This window comes from Slackia exigua ATCC 700122 (genome assembly GCF_000162875.1).
Lineage (GTDB): Bacteria > Actinomycetota > Coriobacteriia > Coriobacteriales > Eggerthellaceae > Slackia > Slackia exigua.
The window spans coordinates 409,374-433,527 of the sequence record NZ_GG700630.1; the positions used below are offsets into that span (position 1 = coordinate 409,374).

Below are 24,154 nucleotides of genomic sequence, written 5' to 3' on the forward strand. Positions count from 1 at the left end.
CTTCTCCTTACAATCGATTCATCATGCGACCCACGCGCGGCTTTTCTCCTGAATGGTGAAAAGCCGTGCGTACAGGCCGTTTCTGCCCATAAGCTCGTCGTGCGTCCCAATGTCGTCCACCCGCCCCCGATCGAGCACGATAATCTGGTCGGCATCGGTTACCGTGCTCAGCTTGTGCGCGACAACGAGCACCGTCCTTCCCGCGACCAACCGCGACAGCGCCCGATGGACTTCGTACTCGCTGGCGGGATCGAGCGCAGCCGTGGCCTCATCGAGCAGGATGACCGGGGAGTCCTTGAGCATGGCGCGCGCGATGGATATGCGCTGCCGCTCGCCGCCGGAAAGCGTGCTGCCGTTCTCACCGAGCAGCGTGTCGTAACCGTCGGGCAGCGCGCGCACGAACCCGTCGCAGCACGCCGCGCGAGCAGCGACCATGACCTGCTCGTCCGTCGCTTGGGAGTTCCCGATGCGAATGTTGTTCATCACGGTGTCGTCGAAAAGGACGACGTCTTGGAACACGAAGGACAGGTAGTTCATAAGGTGCTCGGAATCGACCGAGCGCACGTCGATGCCGCCGATGCGCACCGCGCCTGCATCGACGTCCCAGAACCGGGCGATCAGGCGCAGAAGCGTGCTCTTTCCGCTTCCGGAAGGGCCGACGATCGCCGTCACCTTCCGCTCGGGAATCTCGAGGTCGATCCCGCTGAGGACCTCGTCGTTTCCATAGGAGAACGACGCGTTGTCGAAACGGATGTCGAAGCGCTCGATTTCGATCGCCTCGCCTTCCATGCGCGGGATGGCGAACAGCTCCCTGATGCGCTTCGTCGAGGCGATGGTATGGAACAGCATGGGCAGCAGCGTGAGAATGGAGAGGATGGGGCCGTACACCCGGCACACGACCGCGCACGACAGCAAGAACGGGAGCAGTTCCATATCGCCGCCGATGAACAGGCGCGCGCCTACGAACACCGTGATGCCGATGCCCGCCTGCAGCACGAACTGAGCGACCGATATGACCACGCCGGTCTTCAGCTCCATCTTCACCGAAGCATCGCGCAGCTCGGCGAGCGCGCTCTTAAGCTCGGACGCCTTTTCGCCCCCGAGGCGGCATTCCTTGATGACCCTGATGCCCTCAAGGTACTCCTGCGTCTTCTCGGAAGCGGCCGCTTTCGCCGCCACCTGCCGCGCACTCGCCCGCTGCTGCGCCCTGCGGCTTACGATCACGATGAGCAGTGCCAACGGCAACGTGCAGAATATGGCGAGCGCCATCCTCCAATCGAAGAACGCGATGCCGACGCACACGATCGCCATGGAGATGCAGTCGGCGACGAGCGGCGGAACGATATGGCTCAACGCATGCTCTATGTTGGCACAATCGCCCATGAGGCTCCCCGTCAACTCGGCGAGGCTCTTCTCGTTGAACACGCTCATCGGGAAGTGGCGGACGGTCTCGGCGATGCGCAGGCGGCTGTCCTCGGCCGCCGTATAGCAGCTGACGTAGGTTTTCCGGTAGTCGTTGCGCGAGCAGAAATAGGAAAGGACCATGATGACCAGCCCCGCTCCGAAGAGCATCCACAGACGCTCCCAGGAAACCTCTCCGCCGTCGAGGGGCGCGAGAATCTCCTGGAATACGAGCACGACCACGAGCACGGACAGAAGCGTCACCACGTTCGTGAGCGTGCAGGCGAGAATGCCCCGTCCGAGATCGGCCGTCGCAGCGTCGGATATTTGGAACAGGTCCTGAAGCTTCTTCATGATCATGCTCCCTCCCCTCCTTTCAGCTTCCAGGTCATCGAGGCGCTATAGTGATTCCATAGATCGTAGAAGCGTCCCTTCGAATCCATGAGCTGGTCGAACGTTCCCTGTTCCACAATCGAGCCCTTATCCATGACCAGAATGTTGTCCGCATTGCGAACGGTCGAGAGGCGATGGGCGATCATGATGACCGTCTTGTCCTTCATAAGCTCGCCGAGCGCAGCCTGGATTAGGTGCTCGTTCTCCGCATCGGCGAACGCGGTCGCCTCGTCGAGCACGAGGACGGGCGAGTTCTTGGCAAGGGCGCGGGCTATGGCGAGCCGCTGGACCTGTCCGCCGGAAAGCTTCGCGCCGCCCGAACCGTACACCGTGTCGTAGCCCTGCGGCAAAGCCCGGACGAACTCGTCGCACTGGGCGGCCTTCGCGGCAGCAACCACCTCCTCGCGCGTCGCATCCTTGCGCCCCATGCGGATGTTCTCGAGAATGCTCTGCCCGAACAGGAACGTGTCCTGGAACACGAACCCGACCGTCTTCATGAGGTCGTCGCCTTTCAGGTCGCGCACATCGACGCCGCCGATGCGCACCGAACCCTCGTCCACATCGTAGAAACGGGGAATGAGGCTCGCGATAGTGCTCTTGCCGCCGCCGGAAGCGCCGACGATGGCAGTCACCTGCTTCTCGGGAGCCGTGAACGTGATGTCCGAAAGCGCACGGGAACCCTCGGGGCCTTCGTAAGAGAAACTCACATGGTCGAACGTCACATCGAAACTTTGCGGAGCATTCTGCACGCCTTCGGGAAGGGATTTCTCGGCGAGAATGGCGTCCATGCGCTCCGCAGCGCTTACGAACTGCTGCGCGTTCGCCATGGCGTAGATCAAGCGCATGAGCACGCTTCCGATAACGGGAACGAATATCAAATAGAAGATGAACGAGGCCGCGAAAACCCGGTAGTCCTCCGCATGGGCCCCGATGAGGATGCCCGCCGGAATCAACAGCAGATAAATCGACGAGAACGCCGTGGTCAACGAAGCCGTCATGTTCTCCTGGCTCAACGAATACGGGATGACCGCGCTCGTGTAGCGGTTAATGGATCCTTTCAGGCGCCCGAACGATTCCGCCGTCTGCTGGAACGCCTTGATGACGCCGATGCCGCGCACATACTCGGTCGACGCGTTCCCCATGTCCTCGAGGGCAGAGCGGTACTCCTCTATCATCTGCTTCTTCTGGGCGCCGGCCGACGTCGCTCCGTACAGCACGAACGCGATGACGATGCCGAGCAGCGACACCAGGCCGAAGCGCCAATCGAAGGCGAGGACCACCGCGATCATGAGCAGCGGGGCCACGCAGGCCGACACCATGTTGGCCAGATCATGGGCGATGAACCCTTCCAGGCTCTCGATCTGGTCGTCCATGACCTCGCGCAGACGCCCCGTGCCGGTGCAGAAGAAGAACCCGAGGGGCAGCGTCGCCAAGTGCTCGAGGAAGTTGACCTTGAGCTGGTACAACGTGCCGTACGCAGCAATGTGCGACAGCGCGACCGACACCATGTACAGCACGATGTTCGCGAACACCCCCGCAAGCGCCAGAGCGGCGTAGAGCAGCACCGCCTGCGCATCGAGCGCCGAAACATCCGGGTATACGGAAAGCACCTCCCTGATGACCAGGTAGATGGCCGCGTAAGGGACGAACGAGGCCGCAGCCGAGGCGACCGAGAACACGATGGCCACCACCATCGGCCCCTTCTTCATCATCGCGATTTCGAGCAGACGGGAAAGCCCTGCGTTCCCGCCGTCGCCCTTGCTTTTCTCGCGCATCAGTTGCCCCGCTTTCCCTCGACCATCGAAACGATCCTGCCAGGGGTCTCGAAGTCCTCAAGGCTCAGATCGTCCAGATCGATCGAGATTGAGAAGGCCTGCTCGAGTTTCATAAGCAAGGTCACTACCTCGTAGGAATCCATGTAGCCAGAAGCGATAAGCGAGGTGTCCGCATCAAGGGTCACGTCTTCGAGTTCGTCCACATTCTCGCGCAACAGGCCAATAATCTCATCAAGCATCGTTTCGTTCTCCTTCTAGGTCTTGTATGGTCAACCCGAGCTTTTCGAGCGACTCGCCGATGGCGTCCTGCAGAATGGGGCTGCTGCAGATCTGCAGAGCCCGCTGTCGGGTCATTTCCCCGTCGCGCACGAGCTCGGAAAGCTCCACCTCGTGTTGCGCGTAGCCGAAATCCTTCTCGACCAGGTACTGGGCAACATGGTTGAACAGGCAGTTCGACGAGTTGACTGGCCAACTGCGAGCAGAGCGCTTGAATCCTAGCTCGCGCGTCAGCAGATCCACGATCTCGTCCTCGTCCCACCTCACGTACTTGAACGGGGAGATCTGCGCGATTTCGGGGTAGCGACGATGAAAGAAAGCCGTCTGGTTCTTCACGAGGTCGGACAACTCGCGGTACTGCGGATAGTCGGCAAGGACCTCGACGACGTTCCGGTCCGAGACCTCGTAAATCCAGAACAGCTCGTTGCTCTTGATGTACTGCTGTCCTTTCGTGTAACCGCCGAGAATCAGCTTCACGCCGAAACGCTGGGCTATCTCGTGAATATTCCAGTCGAGAATCGCGTGACACAAACGGCAGTAGTACACGCGCTTCTTGGACTTCAAGAACAATCTGAACAGGTCCTGGATGTCCGAGGTCTTGAAAATCATGCTGTCGACGCCGAGCACGTCGGTCGCATGGGCCAGGTTCTCGGGCATCTCGGGAAGCGCGAACCCGCTGTCGATCATTACGGCAAGCGGCCGTAGCCCGAGCACGTTTTTGGCAAGGTAGAGCGTCATGATACTGTCCTTGCCCCCTGAAACGCTGCACACGCAGTCGTAGGGCCCCTCGGTTCTGAATCGGTTCACCTTCTTCTTCAAAAGGTTCAGGCGCTGCTCCTCGTCGAAACTTGCGAAGTCGGTGCGCTGCGACACCAGCTCGCGGCGACGCTTGCAGATATTGCACACGCCCTCGTCGTCGAGCACGACATGGCCGGGCGTCTCGGGCATGATGCAGCAACTGCAATGGTGCCTGGTTGCGCGCGCTATCGTTTCGGCGCTTGCGATCACGGTTGCCATCCTTTCCGGTTACAGTTCAACGTAGCGTGCGAGCTCGGCGCGCGTAGGGTCGTCCCAGGCATCCACATCGAGCCCTTTCTGGGAGAGCAGGGCGAACGCGAGCCGTTCGACGCCGAACGCGAAGCACGACGTGTAGCAGTAGTCGCGCGCCTCGTTGCGAATGGAGAAGGGCTTCGAGAAATGGGTGCGATGGAAGTTCATCGATCCGCACGATATATACGAAGAATGCGCCGGGATCTTCCATTTGAACTCGCGTTTCGAGTCGCCGAGCACCTGGAAGAACTTGAGCTTCTTGTAGTTCGACGCGAAAAACGAGTCGTTCGCGGTATCGAGCTTCGTGTTCGCGGAGAACGTCTCGCGCCAGAAATCCCACAGCAGCTTCGCCTTCACCATGCGCTCGCTGCACTGCTCGGGGGACCCGACGAACACGTACTCCTTCATATGGAACTCGTTGATGCGCGCAAGCTCGAACACGTTCGCGCCTTCGTTGCGAAAGCACGTGCCCGACACGAGGAATTCAAGCGGGGCGTCGCTTGGAACCGTGGCGCCTTCGAGCATCTCGTAGACCGGGACGCAGGCGGCATGGCGCAGGACGTTTTCGGGGGTACGGGTCTGTTCGAACACCGATCCGTCGCCGACGCCTTCGCGGGCGAAGCGATCGAGCACCTGGATGTCGTTCTTCAGGGAGGTTTGGAACATCATGTAGTGGGGGAAGTTCTCGAAGTACCCACCCTGCTCGTACCGGGAAATCGGATGGAGCACCGGGAAATCGTGCTCGCAGATGCTCGGGAAAGTCGCACGCCCGTAGTCCTCGATCTTGGCATCGAAGTACTGGAGCGCCTTCAGGAAGAGGCCGCTGTACGCATAGGAGCCGTGCGCCATCTCGCGGACATCGCCGCGCGCGAGCAGCTGCTCGAAGATCGATTCCTCATTCGCCACGGGCACTCCAGAGTAATCCTCGAGCGTCTTCACGGGCACCTCCCTGCCCTTGAGCCCTCCCCCTTCGACCATGCCGTAGAGGATTTCGATCTGAGCCCGCACCTCGCCCTCATCGCACGCGCGGCACGCTACCGCAATGCCACGGTCGTCCTTATCGACGCTAACGATCTTCGGGGAAACGTACGGGAGCATCTCGTAAAAGAACTGCCGGTCTGAGGAGATGCGCTCCTCGTCGCACAAAAACGTCACCATCTGAACAACGACTCCCTGATCGTTCGTGTAATCCTTTTCCATCATCGTCGTGCCTCATGGGCGTCCCGCGCACGACGCCAGCAATCGGGCCAGGGAAGCGCAAGCACCTCGAACCACGTCAAGCCGAACGCGGAGGCAAGGGCGAGGGCGTCCTGCTCGTTTCCGCCCATCTCGACAAGGCTCGTGGCATCGCCGATATCCTTGTCGGGAAGGTGCGCGCGGCAGGTCGCGAGGACGAAATCATCGCCCGAATCCTCGTTTCGGGCGGCGAGCCGTTCCTCAACAAGCGGAATCCAGTCCGCTACGATCGGATTGTTCAGCACGTCGTACACTTCGAGTTCCACGCCCATGCTCCGATAGAGCTTTGAGATGAACTGCATGGCGGCAACCGAATCTCCGCCGATGAAGTAGTAGTTGTCGTCGGGCGCGACGCGATCGAGATGCAGGGTCTCCGCCAACAGAGAGCACACCTGCTCCTCCACGAGGGCCCCTTCGGTCGCAGCGCGGCAACAAGCTTCTTCAGATTGCCCGCGCCCGACGCCGACCTTCCACTCCGCGAGCGCCTTTCGATCGGGTTTGCCGTTATACGTAAGCGGCAGCGCTTCGAGGGCGACGATGTACGCGGGAACCATGTAGTCGATAAGCCTGCTCTCGAGCACAGAGCGCACCTCGGCCGGCGCGGGAGATCCGACGTAGAACAGCGCGATGCGCCCCGTCTCGCGATGGAGCACGCAACAGCTTGCCTCGATACTGGAAAGCTCGGTGACCCGCCGCTCGATCCCTCCGAGCTCGATCCGCTTCCCGTGCACTTTCACCTGATTGTCGGCGCGCCCCATAAAGCGGATGCTTCCGTCGGGCAGGCGCACCCCCCGATCCCCGCTTTCGAACATCCTGGCACGGCGCACCGTGCGGAAGCGAAGCGCAGTCTGCTCGGGATCGCCCGCGTAGCCCGTCGCGACCCCGACGCCCTCGATGAACATCGTCCCCGCAACGCCAAGGGGGCATTCGCGCAGGCGACCGTCGAGCAGGTGGTACTTCGCATTGGGAAACGGACGGCCGTACGGAACGAACCCTCGCTCGATATCCTCCCGCTCGATAGGATGCGAGATGTTCCAGATAGTGGTCTCGGTCGGACCGCCGACGCTGAACGCCCGCACCTCGTCCGAAAGCGAGAGCGCAGCTTCGGCGGTTGCGAGCCGAATCCAATCCCCGCCGAGCACAACGCGCTTGAGATGCCCCAACGCGCGCTTGGCCTCGGACGATTCGGAAGCGAGGGCCATCTCGAACAGCGCGGGCACCGAATTCCAGAAATTCACGCCGTAATCGCAGATGAGCGACGCAAGGTATCTCTGATCGCGCACGCGCTGGGAGTCCGGCACCACAGTACTACCGCCGAGGGCGAGCATCCCAAGGTAGTCGAACAGCGACATATCGTGGCAAAAACTCGTAACCGCAAGCGCCCGCCACGAAACACCCGAATCGAGCGCAAAGCGCTCACGTGAATGTACGAGGCAGTTGACGATACCGGCCTCTCCCAGAAGAACGCTTTTCGGATATCCCGTCGTGCCCGAAGTATTGATGATCACAGCCGCACCATCGGGGTCGTTCAGCACTGCGGGACTCCAAGTCGAAGCCTTGGCTGCCCACGCCTCGGCGATCGAGGACCCGAGCGATCCGTCCCATCTGTTCCCATCGATCACCGGCACGCCTATCGATGCGACTTTCTCCTGCAGGGACCTGTCCGCAACGATAAGGTTCACCTGCGCGTGCTCGATGCACCACGCGATTCCGTCCACAGGCAGCGTGGCTTCGATGGGCATGTAGGCGATTCCCGCGAATACGACGCCTAAAGCGACCTCGATCTGTCGAAGCCCCTTCTCCATGAGGATGCCGATACGCAGACCGCAGGCATCGCGCTTCCAGGCGAGCAGGTCCTCAGCGATTTGAGCGGCACAGGCCCACACCTCGCCGTACGAATGCGCGCGTCCTTCGGCGATAATCGCGGGTTCGTCCCAGTGCGCGCGCACCGATTCCAGCAGAAGGTCGGCAAGCGCAGGCCCCGCATCCGACTCGTCCCCGTTCGCAGAATCCACGACGGCCTGCTCGTCAGAACCCAAGCCGAGCTCTTCGACGTCAAGGACACCCGCATCGTCGCATACCGAGCGCACCAGGTCGAAAAAACGACGAATCACGCGCTCAAGCAAATCGCCGTCAACGCGGTCGGGGCGATAGGTCGTAAGAATGTCGAAGCCGTCCTCGCCGCCGAGAACCAGGGTCTCGACGTCCAACGACGCCGTTTCGACACGGACCGATTTCAGCGAGAAGGGCGCAAACGATGCACTCTCCCCTCCTGGCAGAACGGCCGTGAAGGACCACGGTAACGCAATCGGAGCTCCTTTGCGCTCCTGCAAAAGCCGCACGGTATCGGGCCCGGACAGCGCCGCATGGTCCTGCAGGTCCCAAAGCGTCCCCTGCACCCGATCGGCCGTTTCGCCGAGCGTCTCAGGGCCGTTTGCAGCCTGCCACGGGTACACGAAGAAGTCGGCACACATGCCCACGGTGTTCTCGATGCCCTCGAGCTCGTAGGGGCGCAGCGAACGCGGCATCAAGAGCAAAAACGACGGAGCCTCGCTGTATCGGTCGAGCACGCGCAAATACAGGGAGAGCAGGAGCGCGAAGGACGTGAGGCCGCGCCCGCGCGCGACCTCTTCGAAGCGCGCTCGCTCATCCCACCCGATCGCATGTGCGATACGCACCGTTTCCGCAGATTGAATCGGAGGCGCACAGCGGGTCAGCGCGAACCCCTCCGCCTCCACAGGAACGGCACCTTTCCAGAACCCCCGCGCGCGTTCGGTCTCGGCAGCATCGTGCGCCGTATTCAGGTAGTCGACGAATCGCCCGAACGGGCATTCCTCCTCGACTTGGTCGCCCTGGTATAACATTCCCAGGTCGCGCACCATGATGTGCTGGCTTTCACCGTCCATGCCGATACCATCGGTCAACGTGAGAATCGACGCGCTGCCGTCGGAAAAACGCACGACATGTACCGCCTGCAGCGCCGTCTCCTGCGGGGCGCGCTCCGAGAACACCTTCTGTTTCAGGTTCTCCACCTGCTCCGATGACTTATCGTGGCTCCCTTCGACATCGTGGTAGACAATAGGAACGGCGCCCTTTGTCCCCACCTGCTGGAAGCCCTCATCGACCGAGAAGACAGCCGTGAGCATAGGATGCGTCCGGCAAAGCTCTTCCAAAGCGCACTCGAAACGCCCGGCATCGAAGCTTGAGCAGAACAGCTCGTAAAGCTCCCGATCGGGAGCAGGACCCTGATCCGTGCGGCTCTGCCGCTGCAGAGCATAGCTTTCCTGCAAGGGCGTGAACGCGATACGCTCGATCGATTCACCCAGCATTACTCCACACCCTGCTCAGTTAGGTATGCGGCAAGCGCGGCTGCGCTCCCCCGCTCGTAGAGGGTGCGGAAATCCACTTTCACGCCGAACCGTTTGCGCATCTCGATCTGAAGCTTCATGGCATCGATCGATTTTCCGCCCAATTCGGAGAACGTTGCGTTCACATCGGGATCCTCCACGCGGAAGACCTCCTCGAACACAGCCTTAACCCGTTCCTCCAAAGCGTTCATCGCCTCTCCTCTCCAGATTCGCGCCCCTCGCATACCGCCGCCGCGGCACCTGCACCCGCCCCTGCTGCCGGGCGCGCCAACAGCTCGTGCACGAGCTTCGAAAAACGTTCGAACCAGGCCTCGATTTCGCCGGCGCCCTCCATTTCCTGCGGAAACACCCAGCTTGTCAGAAGCCCGTCGTTCAAAAGGAAGAACTGCGCGTCAAGACAGACGTTCGGGGTCTGCGAGATCATGTAGGTCAAATCCCCGAAGGCAGCGCGAAACGTATCGCCGATAAACGTACCGTTCTGATTGAACGAGTACACGAGCGGCACCAGGGAATCCGAGCATGCGTACCGAGTCGGCCGAGCCGATGCGCGCTGCTCGAGAAAGCCGGCGCGTATCTCGCGTGCGAGTGCGACCGCATCCCTCTCGGCCGTACGTTCGACCGAAAGCCAGACAAGCTCGGTCAGATCGCGCACGGGATCCTCTCCGTCAGGAGCCGGCGCGAACCAGGGGATGTTCGCAACGAATCCGTCGCGATTGCCGGACGCAGCGGTTTTCGCCAAGCAAGCGAGCATACCGCAGAACAGATCGCTGCCCGCACCCTCGAAGAGCGCCTGCAAACGTTCGCGACTCGCCTCATCGAAACGCTCGTCAAGGGAGCGGTAGCGGCATCCGCTCAGTCCTGCGGCATTCTTTCCAAAAGCGAACGAGGGGACCAGAGAATCGACTTCCACAACGTTGAAATCTCGCACGGAGGGAGCGCCTCCCCAGATGAGAGGCGGGAGCGCGCAATCAGGATCCTCGTAGATCCGCGCGAGTTCGCCCAACAGCTCCTGGAAGCCGTTAACGTCGCAAAGCACGAGGTCGACATCGAAGCACATCCTCGAACGTCCAGCGGGTAGCAGCACGAGCACGAGCCCGCAACCCTGACCGCGCGAAAGGTCCATGATGCGGTGCGAGAAGTTCTTCCTGCAATCGTCGAGCAACCCGCGCACGTTCTCGTCATCGTGCTCCCGCGCATCGATCAGCCAGAACGTATTGTTCCCTGCATCCGAACCGATGCGAAGATCTCCGTCTTTGTCCACTCGAGCACGCGTCATCGCATGGCGCGCCGTAAGGCGCTTCCACGCCCGTCGCAAACGCGCGCCGTCAACGTCCGCGCCGTCGAACTCCAGGTACGTATGGCACGCGACCCCGCCGAGCGAGCGCTTCAGCTCCCGCCCCACCAGGTAGGACTTCTGCAAGTCGGTCAGCTGCGGACGAACCTCACTTCCCACCATGGACCGCCGCCTCCTTCAGCCCCTCGCGATCAATCTTCCCCACTGCAGTGAGCGGCCAGCTGTCGAGCCGCTGCAGCTGGTCGGGAATGCAGCAGTCCTCCATATGACGGCTGCGCATATACGCGGCAGCCTCGACAAGCTCGATATCCCGCTCGCCGATATAGAACGCGCATATCGCCGTTCCGAGCACCTCGTCCGCAACGCCGACGACAGCGCACTCGGAAACGGCATCCATTCCCATCAGCACGTCCTCCACCTCCGAGGGCATGATCTTCTCTCCCGCGCGATTGATCTGCTCGTGCACGCGCCCGGTAATGCGGATGTCGCCCGAAGGAAGGCGCAGGCCCTTGTCGCCGGGCCGGTAGAACCCGTCCCTGAAGCTCGACTCGTTCGCCGGCACGTCGCCGAAGTAGCGCTTGATGGTATAGGGACCCTTCACGATCACCTCGCCCTCGACTCCGTCCTCGACATCGGCGAAATCCTCGTCGACGATGCGGAAGACGTCCTCAGGCGAACGAGGCCGTCCCTGGGACCCATAGCGGACGTCGTCGGGAGCGTCGAGGTCCGTAAGAAACGTCATGCCCTCCGCCATGCCGTATACCTGAACCAAGCGCGCTTCGAATGCGGCTTCGGCCTCGCGGGCCTGAACGGGCGAGAACACCGACCCGCCTACAAGGAAGTATTGCAACGAGCCGATATCGTCGCTCGCATCGATGCTGCGGTAGCGGACGCACAAACTCGACACCGTGGGCACGAAGCTCGCGATGGTCACCTGCTCCCGTCCGATCCAGTCGAGAATCTCGAGGGGACTGGGGTACTCGCACATGACGTTCTTGCCGCCGACCAGCACCGTTCCGATCATGCCGGGAGTGCCCAGCGCGAAATTGTGAGCAGCGGGAATCGCCGTGAGCATCACGCTGTCCGCATCCATGCGGCAATGGCGCGCGGTGATGAGCGCGTTGTAGCTGTACGCCCCGTTCGTGCGCCCGATAAGCTTCGGTATGCCGGTCGTTCCCCCCGAAAGCGAGAGGAAGGCGACATCACCTGGCTTCGGAGACTCGATATCGCACTCCACGACACGACCGCTCGAAAGCTCATTGCGCAGCTGCACATCGGTGAACAGCCGCTCGAGGCTTCCGCAGCGCTCGAGCATGCGAGCGCCGATGGCATAGCATTCCCGGTCGAGCGAGTCTTGCGACGTGACGTAGGCCTTCGGTTGCGACGCTTCGCAGAGCGCCTCGATGACGTGCTCGCGATGCATCGGCAAAATGAACACGGGAAGCGCCCCGAGCGAGAACAGCGCGAAGCACACCACCTCGAACATCACCGAATTCGGCATCTGCACGATGACCCGGTCGCCCTTCTCGATGCTGTGCGCGAAGAAAAAGCCCGCTATCCGCTTCGATGCATCGAGCAGCTCGGCATAGGTCATGCGCTCGAATCGATCGACGACCGCCGTCCTTTCGCCGAACGAGGCCGCCGTGCGCTCGAGCAATCCCACAAGCGTCTCCGTTTCCCATTCCCGTTCCATGGGAATCCCCTTACGCCCGCTCGGCGAGCTTGCGCTCGATGAGCGCGGTCAGAGAGTTCACGGATATGGGCTCCATTAGGTTCAACTCGTCGGCCAGCGTAACGTCGAACGTCTCCTGGCACGTGAGGAACACCTGGACGATGGCGATACTGTCGGCTCCCACGTCCTCGTAGAACAGTGCGTCGTCGTCGAATTCGGCGCCCCCGTCCGAGAGCATCTGCTCGAGCGTCGTCCGGATCGTCTCCTTGATCTGCGTCTCGTTTACCGTGCTCATGCGCGCGCACCTCCCTTCCTCAGCCCGTACCGCTCGAATGCCGTATCCGCACCCTCCGCAGCAGCGAGCAGCGCGGCGACGGCTTTACGGTCGACTTCCTTCTTCGAGGTGAGCGGCAAAGGGGAGGCCGATACGAACGCCGCTTCGACGCGCTTGTAGTGAGGCAGGGCCCCGTTGACCGCGCACAACTCCTCGATTAGCTCGTCCACTTCGCTCAGAGCGCCTGCTAAAACGAGAGCGGGTCTCCCTTCGAAACCGACGGCGCAGTACTGTTCGGCGCGGTCGCGCAGAATCGCGAAATCCTCCTCAAGCTCCTCGACGTAGATGTTCTCGCCCGCGTCCGTAAGAATCATGTTGTCGACGCGACCCAGGTAGTAAAAGTCCTCGCCTTCTATCTGGAAAATATCGCCCGTGTGGTACAGCTCGCCAGCCGTCTCCTGCCGCGAGACGAACTCCCCGGCATCCACGAACCCGTCGGCGATGTTCTTGCCCGTGACCGCCAACTCCCCGATTCCCTGCGGCTGCCATGAGCCGTCTTCCGCGATAACGCCGGGCCTATGGGCGTTGAACAGCTGCCCGGAATAGCTGGCGGGTCCTTCGATAGAGCGGACGTCGTTGAGGAATCCGAGCGTAATGCAGCCGCCGGTCTCCGTCGAACCGTAGGCATTGCCCATATTGAAATCGATCGAGGCGATGAAAGCGCGCAGCTCCTCGTCGACCTTCGCACCGCCGATGAGCCCGTGGCGGAACTGCTCGCCGAAGAACTCCCGGAAGCTCTCCTTGCTCACCTCGCCTGCCTGGTTTCGATACACGTTGAAGATGACCTTCCAGAGCGCCGGGACGCCGTACGTGCTCCAAATGCGCTCCTCGCGAATGGTGCGTACCATTTCGAGGATTCCGGGGTTCTTCGGGAACACGAGCGTGCAGCCGTACCCACCGAAGATATGCGGGACCTCGAAACCGAACACATGGCGCATCGGCAACGTCATCATGACGCGCATCTGCTCGAGCGAAAGGCTCTCGGCGCTTCTCGTAGTGAAGGGGCTTCCGAACACCGTGGAGCGCACCGTGCGCTGAAGGCGCGTGAACGTGCCCGCCTTGAAGACGACCGCCTTGGCGCTTCCCGTGGTTCCCGACGTGCACAGGCACATCGTGTCCTCCCACGCAACCGACGAGGGCTCTCCGTCCTGCACAGCCGTCGCCTCCTCGAAGGGGATGTTCAAAATCGGGTACTCCTCTCCCTGGACCCCGACGATGGCGGCGAGTTTACCCAATTCGACCACGTTCTTCACATAGAGCGGCGTGGCCCCTTCGTCAAGGAGCATCACCTTGTAGCCGATCATCTCAAGACCGTAGAATACGGTCATCCACAAAGGATGGGTCGCGTACTTCAGACCGACCCAGCGGCCCCGCTCCACACCGGCAAGCCGCTCTTCCAGAAACGCGGCGACGGCCTTCGTCTTTACCCGGTAATCCCGCGCGTACATGAGCTGCTTCTCATCGTCGACATAGTATTCGACTAGAGGATAGTCAGGGGAGAATCCTCCGTAGGCGTCCTCGTACATCGTTTCCAGCGTTATCATCGCATCCTCCCGTCGAAATCCACTACATTACCGCTGACAGAACGCCCATGTTCGCCCCTACGGCGCCGCCGAGCATCAAGGTTCTACTTCCCCGCTTCAAAATGCCGAGCCTACGGGCTTCGCAAGCCATAATCGGTATGTTCGCCGCGCCGACGTTGCCGACGCTCTCGACGATTTCCGGCATCACCTCCTTCTCCACGCCTACGATCGCCCGGATGTTCTTCGTGATCCACTTGGCAACCTGGCTCACCACGATGCAGTCGATATCGTCGACGCCCCACCCGCTTTCCTCGAGCACCGGCGGGATGTAAGCTCGTGAAACATCCTGATGCATATCGATCAGGGCCTTCGTGGTCCCCGGGATGTAGAGCTTGTCGCCCGCCTTCGGGTAGACGACCCCGCCGCCCCAGATAACATTGTTGTTCCAAACCTCCGGCACGGTGCGGAACAGCGAGGCCACGATGCCGCGCCCATCCTTGGCATCGTTGCGGCTCACCACGAACGCCCCGCCCCCGTCGCCGACGCTCAGGGCAGCCGGCGCACGTTGCAAGAGCTCGTCTTTGTCCTCGTAATCGAACTTCGTCCAGCGCGAAAGCGCCTCGCCCGAAACCACGAGGACATGCTCGGCCTTGTCGGATTTTATGAGGCTGTCGGCCACGTCGAGGCCGCTCAGAAACGCATTGCAGGCGTTCTTGATGTCGAACGAGTAGGCGTTTCTGATATCGAGCTTGTCCATGACGACGTTCACGGTCGCCGGCTCGGCAAAATCCTGCGTGATGGAGCAGAAGAGCACGGCATCGATGTCCGCAGGAACGATGCCGGCATCCGCAAGCGCCTCTCGCCCCGCTCGAGCGGCTATGTCGGAGCAATGCTCCCCCTCCGCCGCGTAATGGCGGCTCGCACAGCCCGTGAGCATCTTCACCAGCCCGGTTTTGAGGCCGAAGCGCTCGTATCCCGCGCGCCGCTCGACTTCTTCGCTTGAAAGCACCTGTTCGGGAAGGTACATCCCCATACCCGCAATAACGCTTCGTGCCATCGAACCCTCTTTCCGTTTGAAAAACGCCGTTCGAATACCCCTACGCTCCCCTGCGAAGCCCTGCCGCAGCGCTCGCGCGCAAACGCTCGTTCATGAAAGCGACGAGTTCTTCCTCCCGTTCGCGCAGGTAGAAATGGTTTCCATGCATCACTTTTACCTGCGGCGGTACCGCGAAGTAGCCCCGCCAGTCCTCCAATTCATCAAGCGACACCTCAAGATCGTCGTCCCCGCAGATAACGCTGCCAACAAGCGGGCGATTCGCGGAATCGGGCGGACGGGGACTGTACGTCTGCAGTATCCGCAGATCCTTCGCGCACAGCCCGATGAAGTAGCGCGCGATGCCCTCGTCTTCTAGGATGAGCTCGGGAACGCCTCCAAGGCGCTTAAGGAAGTCGATCCCGTCCGACTCGCACTGGGCGTAGTGTTCGGGCACCACGCGGCACGGAGGCTTCTGACCGGAGACGAACACATGGAGCGGCCGCAGCCCGTAACGCTCCTGCAAAAGGCAAGCGACCTCGTAGGCCACGAATGCTCCCATGCTGTGGCCGAACAGGACATAGCATCCGTCCTCGAGCCCCTCATCGGCCAAACGAGCGCTCACGCGCTCGACGCAGTCCTGGAAGTCCCGATAGCCCTCCTGCGCCGCGCGCGACCCCCTTCCGGGGTACTCGACGAGGTCGACGGAATCGATTCCCGCAAGGGGGGCGCGTTTGAGGAAGGCATAGTACCCCGACATCCCGCCCGCATGGGGGAAGCAGATCAGCTTCATGCCCGGCTCGCTTCCCGAGCGCGGGCAAGGTCGTTGATGATCGGAATGCAGTTCTGATATCCGTCGATCAGGATAAGGTGCCCTCCGTCGATCACGCGCAGATCGAATTCCCCGCCCGCCATTCGACTCCAGCCGCTCACTGCCTCGAGCGTGGTCATGGTATCGCGGTCTCCCGCGAACACGGTCACGGGCGCCTCGATGCGGAAGTAGTCCTGCGGAGAATTCTGGTATTCCTGCACGATCTTCTGATCGATATCGAGCAGGTCCATCGTATGGTTGGCGAACTCGAGCGCCTTCGACTTTTCGAAGTAGCGCTCCTCGTTGCCTGCATAGTCCGCAAATATCTCTTCGGGACGAACCGCGACTACCCGCCCAGCGCGTTCGTAGCTTTCGTAGCACAGCTGCGTGTACTTCCCGGCGAAAGCCGCAAGGTCTTCGGGGCCTTCGAACAGGGAGGGATGGAAGTAGCGCGTAAGCGTCTCCTTCAGCTCGTCCTCGCGGGCTCGGTCGGTGAAGATAGAGGTCTTGTACGTGTTTCCGTCAGGCGGGTCGCTCGCACAGAAGAACATGCGCGATGGCAGCTTCGTGCCCGACTCCGCAATGCGACGGTACAGCTCGTAACCGGCCACCGCACCGAAGCAGTACCCGAGGACCATGTAGTCCTCTCCATCCTTAAGCTGCGATTGTAGGTTCGAGAACAGATCGTCGGCGACCTCGGCCATATGCGCGCGCGACTCCTCTTTGCGCCGAAGGCCCCTGCCCGGAATTTCAAGCAAGCACAGCTTGACGTCCTTGTCGAGCAGTTTCACCCAAGGCAAATAGGCCGTAGCAGACGCCGCCCCTCCGGGGATGCAGAACAGTTTGATCACGAAAGGCTCCTAAATAAAGCTTCCCGTTGCCATTCCACCGTCCACGGCGATGCACTGGCCCGTTACGTACGACGCCGACTCGCTTGCAAGGAACAGAATAGGACCGACTATCTCATCGGGGCGCCCCGGCCTGCCCGCTGGAATCTGCCGATTGAATGTGGACAGGGCGAAGGAGTTGGAGAAGAAGCCCTGCGTCATCTCGGTCTCGAAAAGACCTGGGCACAGCGCGTTCACCGTGATGCCTGCCGAGGCGTACGTCGAGGATATCCCCCTGGTCAAGCCGCATACTCCCGCCTTCGAAGCGTTGTAGGGATGCCGCGGGACGGTCTTGGACGCCAAAAACGCGTTCACCGAGGCGATGTTGACGATACGCCCCCACCCTCGCTCGAGCATGGAGGGGATTGCAGCGCCGCACACGTAGGCGCACCCGTTGAGGTTCACGTCCACCTCGCGGCGCCATTCGTCGAAACCCGCTTCGGCATTGCCGACGGCGAACTGCCCGCTCGTCCCCGCTGAGTTGACCACGATGTCGACCCGACCGAAGCGATCGAGCACCTCGGCCATCATGCGCGAAACCTCGCCTTCGTCCGAAACGTCGCAAACCGCGTACATGCCGGCGCCACCCTCAAAACGCAAAGCGCCGAGCGTCTCGGCAAGCCGATCCTCCCTCCTGCCCGCGATGCAGACCCACGCGCCGCGTTCGGCGAAGGCCGCAGCGGCAAAGCTCCCGATTCCGCTGGCACCGCCGGTCACGAGCACCGTCTTTCCGTCGAACTCCCCCATGCATACCCCTTCCTTGCGCATCGCTACCGAACACCGCTACTGCCGGACAACCCGTTTGACCATGAGCACCTCCGTAGCCTTGCGCCTGAACAGCCCGTCAAGCTCGGTCACCTCGCGGTAACCGCGCTTCTCGTACATGGACCGGGCGAAGTCGTTGTCCTTGTTCACCAAAAGGAAGGCGTTGGTGCAGACGAGCCGCCTGCCGTCGTCTTCCAGGATCTCGTTCTCGAAAAAGTCCATGAGCGCGCGACCGAAACCCCTGCCCTGACAGTCCTCCCTGACCACGATCAGATGCAGATAGGGAAACGAACGGAAAGCGCCCCGACGCTGAAACCACACGACCCCTACCGCCTCGCCGTCATCGGTGGCGAGAAAGCAATCGTCCTCGCTGATTCCCCGTTCGAGCTCGCGACGAAGGAACTCCTCGGTCGGATAGTAGCCCCTTCCCAGGGCGGTACCGAAGATCAAGCGCGCACACGGGGCCGCTTCTTCCCGTGTCAGCCTTTTCGTTACCACAGCGACCTCCTTCTCCCTGTTTCCAAAAGCTCCTTGGAAGATGTGAACTCCCAGGAAATCGACTCGTCTTCCGCCGTGCAGACGGAAAGCAGGTAGTCCCTTCCCACTGCAAAGGTTCGAAACGACGGCCCTTTGCAGCCGTCCGAAAGAACCGGAACACGACCTTCCAGATCGAAGGAGACCGCCTTCAGGTCGTAGCCCAACCCGCAACCCCGATATTTCCCGAGCGCCTCCTTCAACGTCCAGATAGCGCACGCGAAGCGGTTCCTATGCGCAGGGGCGAGGCGACCGCGCACCGCACGCTCGCCCGCCGAAAGCACGTGGGAGGCGATGCCCGAAAAGTCACGCGACGCATTCTCGATATCGATTCCGACAGGCCCCTCGCCGAGTGCGCAGACCGCATAATCGCCGGAGTGGGCGATGCTGAACTGGATGTTCGGCTCGCTCGCGAACGCGGGCTTCCCCTGCGGCCCGCGCACTATATCGAGCTTGCGGGAAGAGGCCCGCTCGGCCAAAACAAGAGCCAGCAAGTACCCAGTGCTCGAAGCGCTCCGAAAACGTGCACTGGAGGCCTTCTTGTACTGGTTCACCTTCCACTCGGGAAGCGCGCCCCAACACTCCTCAAGGGAAGCTTCTTCGTCGACTTCCGCGATCGAGATGAAGGCCACGTGCTTCTCCTTTCGAAGTTAGCTTTAACTAATCAAGTTAACCGTTGCTAACTATATACAAAAAGCGAGTGTGTCAAAGGAAAAATTGCCGCAAATATCTTCTAAGTTGAATAAAACGCGCGAAAGGCAACGGAACTAAGCTGCCCCGTCCGAAAACGAAGGACGCGCCGCCTGCGACTTCACCCTATAGGGCGCATACAAGAGCAACGCGGCAGCCCCCAGCATATCGGCGCAGGCGAGCATCGCCAGAACGTAAGCGGGATCAAGACCGAGCTGCAAAATAAGCCCGCCTGCAGCTGGCGACGCAACGGCCCCCAAACGACCGAACCCGAGCGTGAATCCGAGCGCCGCAGAACGGGACTCCTCGGGGAAGGCATTCGAAACGAGCGCATTCGTCAAGTTCTGGGCGCTGATGGCGCCCACGCCGGCAAAGAACACCAGAACCACCAGCGCAACGCTCCCCTCGGGACGCGCAGCAACCCCCAGAAGACAGAGAGTCGCAAGGGCGGCGCTCGTCATGGCCACGCCCTTCGCAGAAACCTTCGTTGCAAGCCAGGCCGTCACGAGCGAACCGAGCACGCATCCGAAGTTCAGGACGACCATCATTTGCAGCGAGTTCTCCAAAGGCAGATTGAATTCGCGCATGAGCTGGGCGAGCCAGGTGCTGATACCGTAGTAGGCCATAAGGAACAGAAACGTGGTCAACGCCAGCAGGCACAGGCGGAAGAGCGCGCGACCCTCGAAACGCACCGGGGCCGTCGGATGTCCGTTCGATCGCGCGGTTCGAGACAGGCGCGGCGATTGCTCCACCTGCTTCGCCACGAACGGCATGATGAACGCGAGCAGAACGAGTCCGATCAAGCCGGCGACGAACATGAGGGGCCGCCATCCGAAGACCGAGAGGAGCGCGGCGCACAGAAACGCCGCCATAAGACCCCCGAACGGTATCCCCGTCATAACGATGCTGATGACCAGGGCGGACATACGACGCGTCGAATAGGCGCGCGCAAGCGACATCGCAACGGGAAGCACGACCCCCAGCCCCAACCCCGCCAGCGCGCGCAGAGCGCCGAGCACCGCACCCGAGGGAGCGAACGTCGCCGCTGCGACAGCCAGGCTGAACCAGATGACGCCGAAGGCAATCGTGCGAACGTAGCCGAGCCTGCGTTTCACGGCACCTGCCGAAATACCGCCGAAGAACATACCCAAAAAGGTCATGCTTCCGATGAAACCGGCAGCGGCCTTATCGACGCCCATATCGGCATCGCCGATCAGAGGCGGAATCAGACTGCTGTAGATAATCAAATCGAAGCCCTCGCAGAGCATAACGCATGCCATGCCGAAGACGATAGGCCAGTTCACCAGTCGAGAAAACGGTGATGAGATTCCCACGTCGCGCCTCCTTCGCATCTGATGGCATTGCCGCCTTTTTATTAGATTTTCCTAACTTATCACAGGAAGGACCCTGTTCCAGAAAAAAGCGACCCCGGCGGGATCGCTTTTCTCGATCGCTTTTCTCGGCGGGATCGCAGGGCATTGCGGCGTCGGGATGCTCAAGGCCTGCGGAACAACGTGCTAGAAAACGGGCTTCTTTCCGTTCTCCAGACGGGCGGGCTTTTTGGGCAGCCTGGCGTAGACGACGACGTCGTACGCGGCGAAGGCGAGCACGCCCGCTCCCATGACGTAATACCACGGGTTGTTCTCGAACGCGAAGTACGGGCTGATGAGGCTCCACATATTGCCCAGCGGATTGAACGACATGACGCACACGAGCACGAGCGTGACGACGAGCTGCCAGCAGCTCCCCAAACGCGTATTGCGCTCGCGCCAGAACAGACTCGGCGCGCATACGATGATGACCTGCGTGAAGATCCAGAACTTGAACATGCTCGCATCACCGAGCTCCACGCGCAGGAAATTGAGCGCAACGAAGAAAATCAGGATCTGCGCGCAGATCACGAACACGGCATGCCCGACCGTGGCATCCTTGCCCCACATCTCCCAACGCTCGACGGTCACGGTCTTGTACAGGCAGTAGATTTCGACGCCAACCCACACGGCCTCGCCAACCGCCCCGAGCATGAAGAACCAGAAGCCTCCGACCGCATCGTAAGCCGAAAGAACCGCGACGGCAAAACCGAAAGTGTTCTAACCGGAAAAGCCACTCTAGATGAGCCGCACAAGCAGGTAGCAAAACTAAGGGAACGGATAGGTAAATGAACGATAACCTCAGCGTAAACGAACGCCTGATCGAAAAATCTCAAGAGGCCTTTTTGCTGGCCATCGAGCTTTACAATAGGCCGACTATCCGATACCACGCAGAAGGCTGCTGTTTCTTTCTCTGCAATGCATGGGAACTGATGCTGAAAGCTCATATTTCGAAAACATTGGATGAAGAAGCCGTTTTTTATCCAAACAGCAACAGATCGCTTTCCCTAACAGATTGCATCAAGAAAGTGTTCACTAACATCGAAGACCCCCTTCGCCGCAATCTGGAAATCATAGTCGAGCTACGGAATACTAGCACTCACTATGTTACAGACGAGTATGAGCTCTTTTACGGGCCAATTCTCCAGTACTGCGTCGAAAAATATGACGAAAAGCTCAGAGCCTTTCACGGCATCGAAATCAGCGATAAGATCCCCGAGAATTACCTTGCGCTCTCCGTCCGACGCGGAATAATCAACCTCGATACGATTAGGGCACGTTATCCCAAGCAGATAGTCGAGAAAATGCTGACTCTCGGAACCAGCATTGCGGCAGAGGGAATTGCAGGTGCGGTTCCCTACTCGACAGAACTGAGGCTCACAAAAAAGAAAGATGCGGATTTCTCAGTTCGAATCGCAAGCGAATCCGACACCGCCGCAACAATTCTGCATACTCTCACTGACCCGATAAATAAGTACAAATACCGCACAAAGGCAGCAGTGAAATTTATTAAGGGGAAACTCAAAAAAGAGGGTATTTCCATCTATGTCTCCGGAGAAGAGAAAGAGTTCAATACTTTTCACTTCGGAGTATTCGTTGATTTCTATGAAATGAAGGGCAATGAGGCATACTCGTATAATTTCTCCCTTCCGGGAGAGCAACCAAGCTGGGGATATTCCCAGCAAGCCATTGACCTTATGCTCCAAGAGCTAATTAAAAATCCTACGAGAGTAGTTGACAGCATGCGCTCGGAACTGAAGAAGAGATAAAAGACTAAAGCCGACCCCAGGAGCAAGGGAATTCTAAGCAACTTCAAAAGTGCCTACCCCCATTCGGGGACCCAGCTTTAGTCCACCCAAGTCGGCTTTTACATAGAATAGGATACCATCCAGCTAGCGATAATTCCAGTGATGAGATTGCCTCGGCAATTCATTTCAGCATTTCTGCGGATTACACAACATTCTCAACCATGGTTTTGATTGCGATTGATAATTCAAAACCATGGTTGCGGCCGAACGGAATCAGCCAGCCAACGTCAGAACAATAAGAATCACCTGAGAGCGAATACATTATTGTAGCAACCGAGTACCAAATGAGTACCAATCTGATACGAACTGTGTAAACTGGAACAAGGCTGAAGTCATTACGGCAACTTCAGCTCACTACATCATCAAATGTTCAATGCGAGTGGGAGCAGCCCAGCTCGCGCGCTCTTTTAGCATCTAGTGGTAAGTAGTAGCATCTAGTTTCATCTTTTGCAATAGGCTCCTCTCCTACAAGGCGGGGAGCTTTTCTTTACGCGCTGCGTCCTCTCGACAGCATCACGTTACCGTGATGCTGTCGCAAATAGGGATAATTCCAACACTTGCAGAGTGTTAAGAGGGTCATTCATGAAGTTTCACAAGGTGAAGGAAGTCTCCGTCTTACCTGGTCTGAGGTTGAGCGTGCAGTTCGCCAACTGCACCACGAAGATCTACGACACGGCCCCGCTTATACGGCGCCTCCCAGCTTTCGCAGCGCTGGAGGACGAGGTGCTCTTCGGCAGTGTGGAGGTAAATCAAGGCGGATGCGGCATCGTCTGGAACGACGAGCTGGACCTTTTCTGCGATGAGCTGTGGAACATCGGATCGGAGATGGCAACGCTCTTCGACGACCTCATGTCGTTCTCGGACGTCAGCGAGTCCACACTGCGCAAGGCCATTACGTACGGTAAGATAGTTTCGGGCACGGACGCCCGCAAGTACGGAAAGCAGTGGGTCGTCAACCTCAACGCCATGTCGTGCGAGTACGGCGATCCGGTCGATGAATGATCCACGGGCTTTCTCGCTGCCAAGCGTTGAGTCCGATTGGGCGAATATGCCATCTCAACACTTGACGAGAAACGCCTGCTAAGATGATGTCAGCTAAGCCATACAAATTCAAATTTGATGGAGGGAACAACCAAGGTGAACGAATTCAACGAATATGTTCGCGATAGTTTCTCTGAATCCGGCGATATTGCCATAAAGCCTATGATGGGCGGATACCTTGTATATTTTAACGGCAAGCTGATAGGCGACATTGGCAATAACGAACTGTTTTTAAAGAGAACGCCGACATCAGACAGACTGCTTGCAGATTCCGAACTGCGTTATCCGTATGAAGGCTCGAAGACCCTGATGCATGTATTCGACAGCTTTGATGATAAGGCTCTAATTCAGGAACTTCTGGATGGCATGTACGCTGAGCTTCCGGAAAAGAAACCCTCGAAAGCCAGATGAGAAAGACAAACTTTAGTTTTGTGCTCTCACCGCTCTGCAGTGATCTGATTGCGAAAAACAGACAGACGGGTATTCCATTCTCCTTCGCTCCCCTTCGTTTCAGGACTATTCAACGTGAACTCGGTCGCTAGGACTCAAATACTGTTCCGATAGCGCGGACTACGCTGTCCGGCTCCTCGGGACTGATGGCAGAGATCTCCTGTTCGAACTGATGGCGGATGAAGGGCCGGGGCTCACGGCAAGCATCCCGAAAGAGGCCTACGACCTGTTCGCAGGCGAGCTTCACCACAGCCCGATAGCCGAGGACCAACCGTTCTACGTCAATCGCAGCTGGGCCCGCAGCGCCTCTGAATTCCTGAATCGCTAGAGCAGAGCGACTGTCGCCTTGGGACCACCGCTGACTGCATGACGACTACCCGGTTTAGCCGATAGAAGAATGAGAGGAATGCCTGTTCATTCACTCTGCCGCCTGCACGGAGACA

Annotated in this window: 23 protein-coding genes; 4 read left to right on the top strand and 19 right to left on the bottom strand. The window is 59.8% G+C overall.

The window, feature by feature from the left end:
- Positions 1-21 precede the first annotated feature (21 nt).
- The 19 genes from HMPREF0762_RS01815 to HMPREF0762_RS01905 all read right to left on the bottom strand — a co-directional run bounded on the left by HMPREF0762_RS01815 (position 22) and on the right by HMPREF0762_RS01905 (position 21,066).
- Positions 22-1,761, bottom strand: a complete 1,740-nt coding sequence (locus HMPREF0762_RS01815; RefSeq protein WP_006361661.1) for an ABC transporter ATP-binding protein — start codon at positions 1,759-1,761, stop codon at positions 22-24.
- A complete protein-coding gene (locus HMPREF0762_RS01820) occupies positions 1,758-3,569 on the bottom strand; it encodes an ABC transporter ATP-binding protein (protein ID WP_006361662.1) in 1,812 nt (603 codons plus the stop codon). Before HMPREF0762_RS01820 ends, HMPREF0762_RS01815 begins: the two co-directional genes overlap by 4 nt.
- Positions 3,569-3,808 carry an acyl carrier protein gene (locus HMPREF0762_RS01825; protein WP_006361663.1) on the bottom strand — a complete coding sequence of 80 codons (240 nt, stop codon included), beginning with the start codon at positions 3,806-3,808 and terminating at the stop codon, positions 3,569-3,571. Before HMPREF0762_RS01825 ends, HMPREF0762_RS01820 begins: the two co-directional genes overlap by 1 nt.
- On the bottom strand, positions 3,801-4,853 hold the full coding sequence (locus tag HMPREF0762_RS01830) for an adenine nucleotide alpha hydrolase family protein (RefSeq protein ID WP_211204453.1): 1,053 nt from the start codon (positions 4,851-4,853) through the stop codon (positions 3,801-3,803). Before HMPREF0762_RS01830 ends, HMPREF0762_RS01825 begins: the two co-directional genes overlap by 8 nt.
- An 18-nt stretch (positions 4,854-4,871) precedes the next feature.
- The gene (locus HMPREF0762_RS01835) at positions 4,872-6,098 is read right to left on the bottom strand and encodes an aminoacyl--tRNA ligase-related protein (protein WP_006361665.1); all 1,227 of its coding nucleotides are present in this window, start codon (positions 6,096-6,098) and stop codon (positions 4,872-4,874) included.
- A complete protein-coding gene (locus tag HMPREF0762_RS01840; RefSeq protein ID WP_006361666.1) occupies positions 6,095-9,460 on the bottom strand; it encodes an AMP-binding protein in 3,366 nt (1,121 codons plus the stop codon). The genes HMPREF0762_RS01835 and HMPREF0762_RS01840 overlap by 4 nt, the downstream gene beginning before the upstream one ends.
- Positions 9,460-9,690 (bottom strand): acyl carrier protein, encoded by a 231-nt coding sequence (locus HMPREF0762_RS01845; protein ID WP_006361667.1) that lies wholly within the window; start codon positions 9,688-9,690, stop codon positions 9,460-9,462. Before HMPREF0762_RS01845 ends, HMPREF0762_RS01840 begins: the two co-directional genes overlap by 1 nt.
- Positions 9,687-10,955, bottom strand: a complete 1,269-nt coding sequence (locus tag HMPREF0762_RS01850) for a condensation domain-containing protein (RefSeq protein WP_006361668.1) — start codon at positions 10,953-10,955, stop codon at positions 9,687-9,689. The genes HMPREF0762_RS01845 and HMPREF0762_RS01850 overlap by 4 nt, the downstream gene beginning before the upstream one ends.
- Entirely contained in the window at positions 10,942-12,486 is a 1,545-nt protein-coding gene (locus HMPREF0762_RS01855) for a 2,3-dihydroxybenzoate-AMP ligase (protein ID WP_006361669.1), read from the bottom strand. The genes HMPREF0762_RS01850 and HMPREF0762_RS01855 overlap by 14 nt, the downstream gene beginning before the upstream one ends.
- Before the next feature lie 10 nt (positions 12,487-12,496).
- Positions 12,497-12,760, bottom strand: coding sequence for an acyl carrier protein (locus HMPREF0762_RS01860; RefSeq protein WP_006361670.1), 264 nt, complete (start codon positions 12,758-12,760; stop codon positions 12,497-12,499).
- Positions 12,757-14,343, bottom strand: a complete 1,587-nt coding sequence (locus tag HMPREF0762_RS01865; RefSeq protein ID WP_006361671.1) for an AMP-binding protein — start codon at positions 14,341-14,343, stop codon at positions 12,757-12,759. The genes HMPREF0762_RS01860 and HMPREF0762_RS01865 overlap by 4 nt, the downstream gene beginning before the upstream one ends.
- A 22-nt stretch (positions 14,344-14,365) precedes the next feature.
- Positions 14,366-15,379 (bottom strand): 3-oxoacyl-ACP synthase III family protein, encoded by a 1,014-nt coding sequence (locus tag HMPREF0762_RS01870; RefSeq protein WP_040618796.1) that lies wholly within the window; start codon positions 15,377-15,379, stop codon positions 14,366-14,368.
- Positions 15,380-15,419: 40 nt separating this feature from the next.
- The gene (locus HMPREF0762_RS01875; RefSeq protein WP_006361673.1) at positions 15,420-16,148 is read right to left on the bottom strand and encodes a thioesterase II family protein; all 729 of its coding nucleotides are present in this window, start codon (positions 16,146-16,148) and stop codon (positions 15,420-15,422) included.
- Positions 16,145-17,017, bottom strand: coding sequence for a thioesterase II family protein (locus HMPREF0762_RS08945; RefSeq protein WP_006361674.1), 873 nt, complete (start codon positions 17,015-17,017; stop codon positions 16,145-16,147). The genes HMPREF0762_RS01875 and HMPREF0762_RS08945 overlap by 4 nt, the downstream gene beginning before the upstream one ends.
- 9 nt (positions 17,018-17,026) lie before the next feature.
- Positions 17,027-17,800, bottom strand: a complete 774-nt coding sequence (locus tag HMPREF0762_RS01885) for an SDR family NAD(P)-dependent oxidoreductase (protein WP_040618798.1) — start codon at positions 17,798-17,800, stop codon at positions 17,027-17,029.
- Between the two features lie 36 nt (positions 17,801-17,836).
- The gene (locus HMPREF0762_RS01890) at positions 17,837-18,316 is read right to left on the bottom strand and encodes a GNAT family N-acetyltransferase (protein WP_006361676.1); all 480 of its coding nucleotides are present in this window, start codon (positions 18,314-18,316) and stop codon (positions 17,837-17,839) included.
- Positions 18,310-18,984, bottom strand: coding sequence for a 4'-phosphopantetheinyl transferase family protein (locus HMPREF0762_RS08950; protein ID WP_006361677.1), 675 nt, complete (start codon positions 18,982-18,984; stop codon positions 18,310-18,312). Before HMPREF0762_RS08950 ends, HMPREF0762_RS01890 begins: the two co-directional genes overlap by 7 nt.
- A gap of 135 nt (positions 18,985-19,119) precedes the next feature.
- Complete coding sequence (locus HMPREF0762_RS01900; RefSeq protein ID WP_040618800.1) at positions 19,120-20,376, bottom strand: MFS transporter; 1,257 nt, start codon at positions 20,374-20,376, stop codon at positions 19,120-19,122.
- 183 nt (positions 20,377-20,559) lie between these two features.
- Positions 20,560-21,066, bottom strand: a complete 507-nt coding sequence (locus HMPREF0762_RS01905) for a hypothetical protein (protein WP_006361680.1) — start codon at positions 21,064-21,066, stop codon at positions 20,560-20,562.
- A gap of 134 nt (positions 21,067-21,200) precedes the next feature.
- Between HMPREF0762_RS01905 and HMPREF0762_RS01910 the strand changes: the two genes are divergently transcribed.
- From HMPREF0762_RS01910 to HMPREF0762_RS09190, 4 genes are all read left to right on the top strand, one after another.
- A complete protein-coding gene (locus HMPREF0762_RS01910; RefSeq protein ID WP_006361682.1) occupies positions 21,201-22,181 on the top strand; it encodes a DUF3644 domain-containing protein in 981 nt (326 codons plus the stop codon).
- 621 nt (positions 22,182-22,802) lie between these two features.
- Positions 22,803-23,222, top strand: coding sequence for a DUF2442 domain-containing protein (locus HMPREF0762_RS01915; protein WP_006361684.1), 420 nt, complete (start codon positions 22,803-22,805; stop codon positions 23,220-23,222).
- A gap of 135 nt (positions 23,223-23,357) precedes the next feature.
- Positions 23,358-23,672: a TfoX/Sxy family protein gene (locus HMPREF0762_RS01920; RefSeq protein WP_009079055.1), complete on the top strand. Its 315-nt coding sequence runs from the start codon at positions 23,358-23,360 to the stop codon at positions 23,670-23,672.
- A gap of 211 nt (positions 23,673-23,883) precedes the next feature.
- On the top strand, positions 23,884-24,039 hold the full coding sequence (locus HMPREF0762_RS09190) for a hypothetical protein (RefSeq protein WP_006361686.1): 156 nt from the start codon (positions 23,884-23,886) through the stop codon (positions 24,037-24,039).
- Positions 24,040-24,154 lie beyond the last annotated feature (115 nt).

Bases quoted from the DNA above. Each gene is read 5' to 3' on its own strand.
- HMPREF0762_RS01815 (WP_006361661.1), bottom strand. From the start codon at position 1,761: ATGATCATGAAGAAGCTTCAGGACCTGTTCCAAATATCCGACGCTGCG.
- HMPREF0762_RS01820 (WP_006361662.1), bottom strand. From the start codon at position 3,569: ATGCGCGAGAAAAGCAAGGGCGACGGCGGGAACGCAGGGCTTTCCCGT.
- HMPREF0762_RS01825 (WP_006361663.1), bottom strand. From the start codon at position 3,808: ATGCTTGATGAGATTATTGGCCTGTTGCGCGAGAATGTGGACGAACTC.
- HMPREF0762_RS01835 (WP_006361665.1), bottom strand. From the start codon at position 6,098: ATGATGGAAAAGGATTACACGAACGATCAGGGAGTCGTTGTTCAGATG.
- HMPREF0762_RS01840 (WP_006361666.1), bottom strand. From the start codon at position 9,460: ATGCTGGGTGAATCGATCGAGCGTATCGCGTTCACGCCCTTGCAGGAA.
- HMPREF0762_RS01845 (WP_006361667.1), bottom strand. From the start codon at position 9,690: ATGAACGCTTTGGAGGAACGGGTTAAGGCTGTGTTCGAGGAGGTCTTC.
- HMPREF0762_RS01850 (WP_006361668.1), bottom strand. From the start codon at position 10,955: ATGGTGGGAAGTGAGGTTCGTCCGCAGCTGACCGACTTGCAGAAGTCC.
- HMPREF0762_RS01855 (WP_006361669.1), bottom strand. From the start codon at position 12,486: ATGGAACGGGAATGGGAAACGGAGACGCTTGTGGGATTGCTCGAGCGC.
- HMPREF0762_RS01860 (WP_006361670.1), bottom strand. From the start codon at position 12,760: ATGAGCACGGTAAACGAGACGCAGATCAAGGAGACGATCCGGACGACG.
- HMPREF0762_RS01865 (WP_006361671.1), bottom strand. From the start codon at position 14,343: ATGATAACGCTGGAAACGATGTACGAGGACGCCTACGGAGGATTCTCC.
- HMPREF0762_RS01870 (WP_040618796.1), bottom strand. From the start codon at position 15,379: ATGGCACGAAGCGTTATTGCGGGTATGGGGATGTACCTTCCCGAACAG.
- HMPREF0762_RS01875 (WP_006361673.1), bottom strand. From the start codon at position 16,148: ATGAAGCTGATCTGCTTCCCCCATGCGGGCGGGATGTCGGGGTACTAT.
- HMPREF0762_RS01885 (WP_040618798.1), bottom strand. From the start codon at position 17,800: ATGGGGGAGTTCGACGGAAAGACGGTGCTCGTGACCGGCGGTGCCAGC.
- HMPREF0762_RS01905 (WP_006361680.1), bottom strand. From the start codon at position 21,066: ATGCTCGGGGCGGTTGGCGAGGCCGTGTGGGTTGGCGTCGAAATCTAC.
- HMPREF0762_RS01910 (WP_006361682.1), top strand. From the start codon at position 21,201: ATGAACGATAACCTCAGCGTAAACGAACGCCTGATCGAAAAATCTCAA.
- HMPREF0762_RS01915 (WP_006361684.1), top strand. From the start codon at position 22,803: ATGAAGTTTCACAAGGTGAAGGAAGTCTCCGTCTTACCTGGTCTGAGG.
- HMPREF0762_RS09190 (WP_006361686.1), top strand. From the start codon at position 23,884: ATGGCGGATGAAGGGCCGGGGCTCACGGCAAGCATCCCGAAAGAGGCC.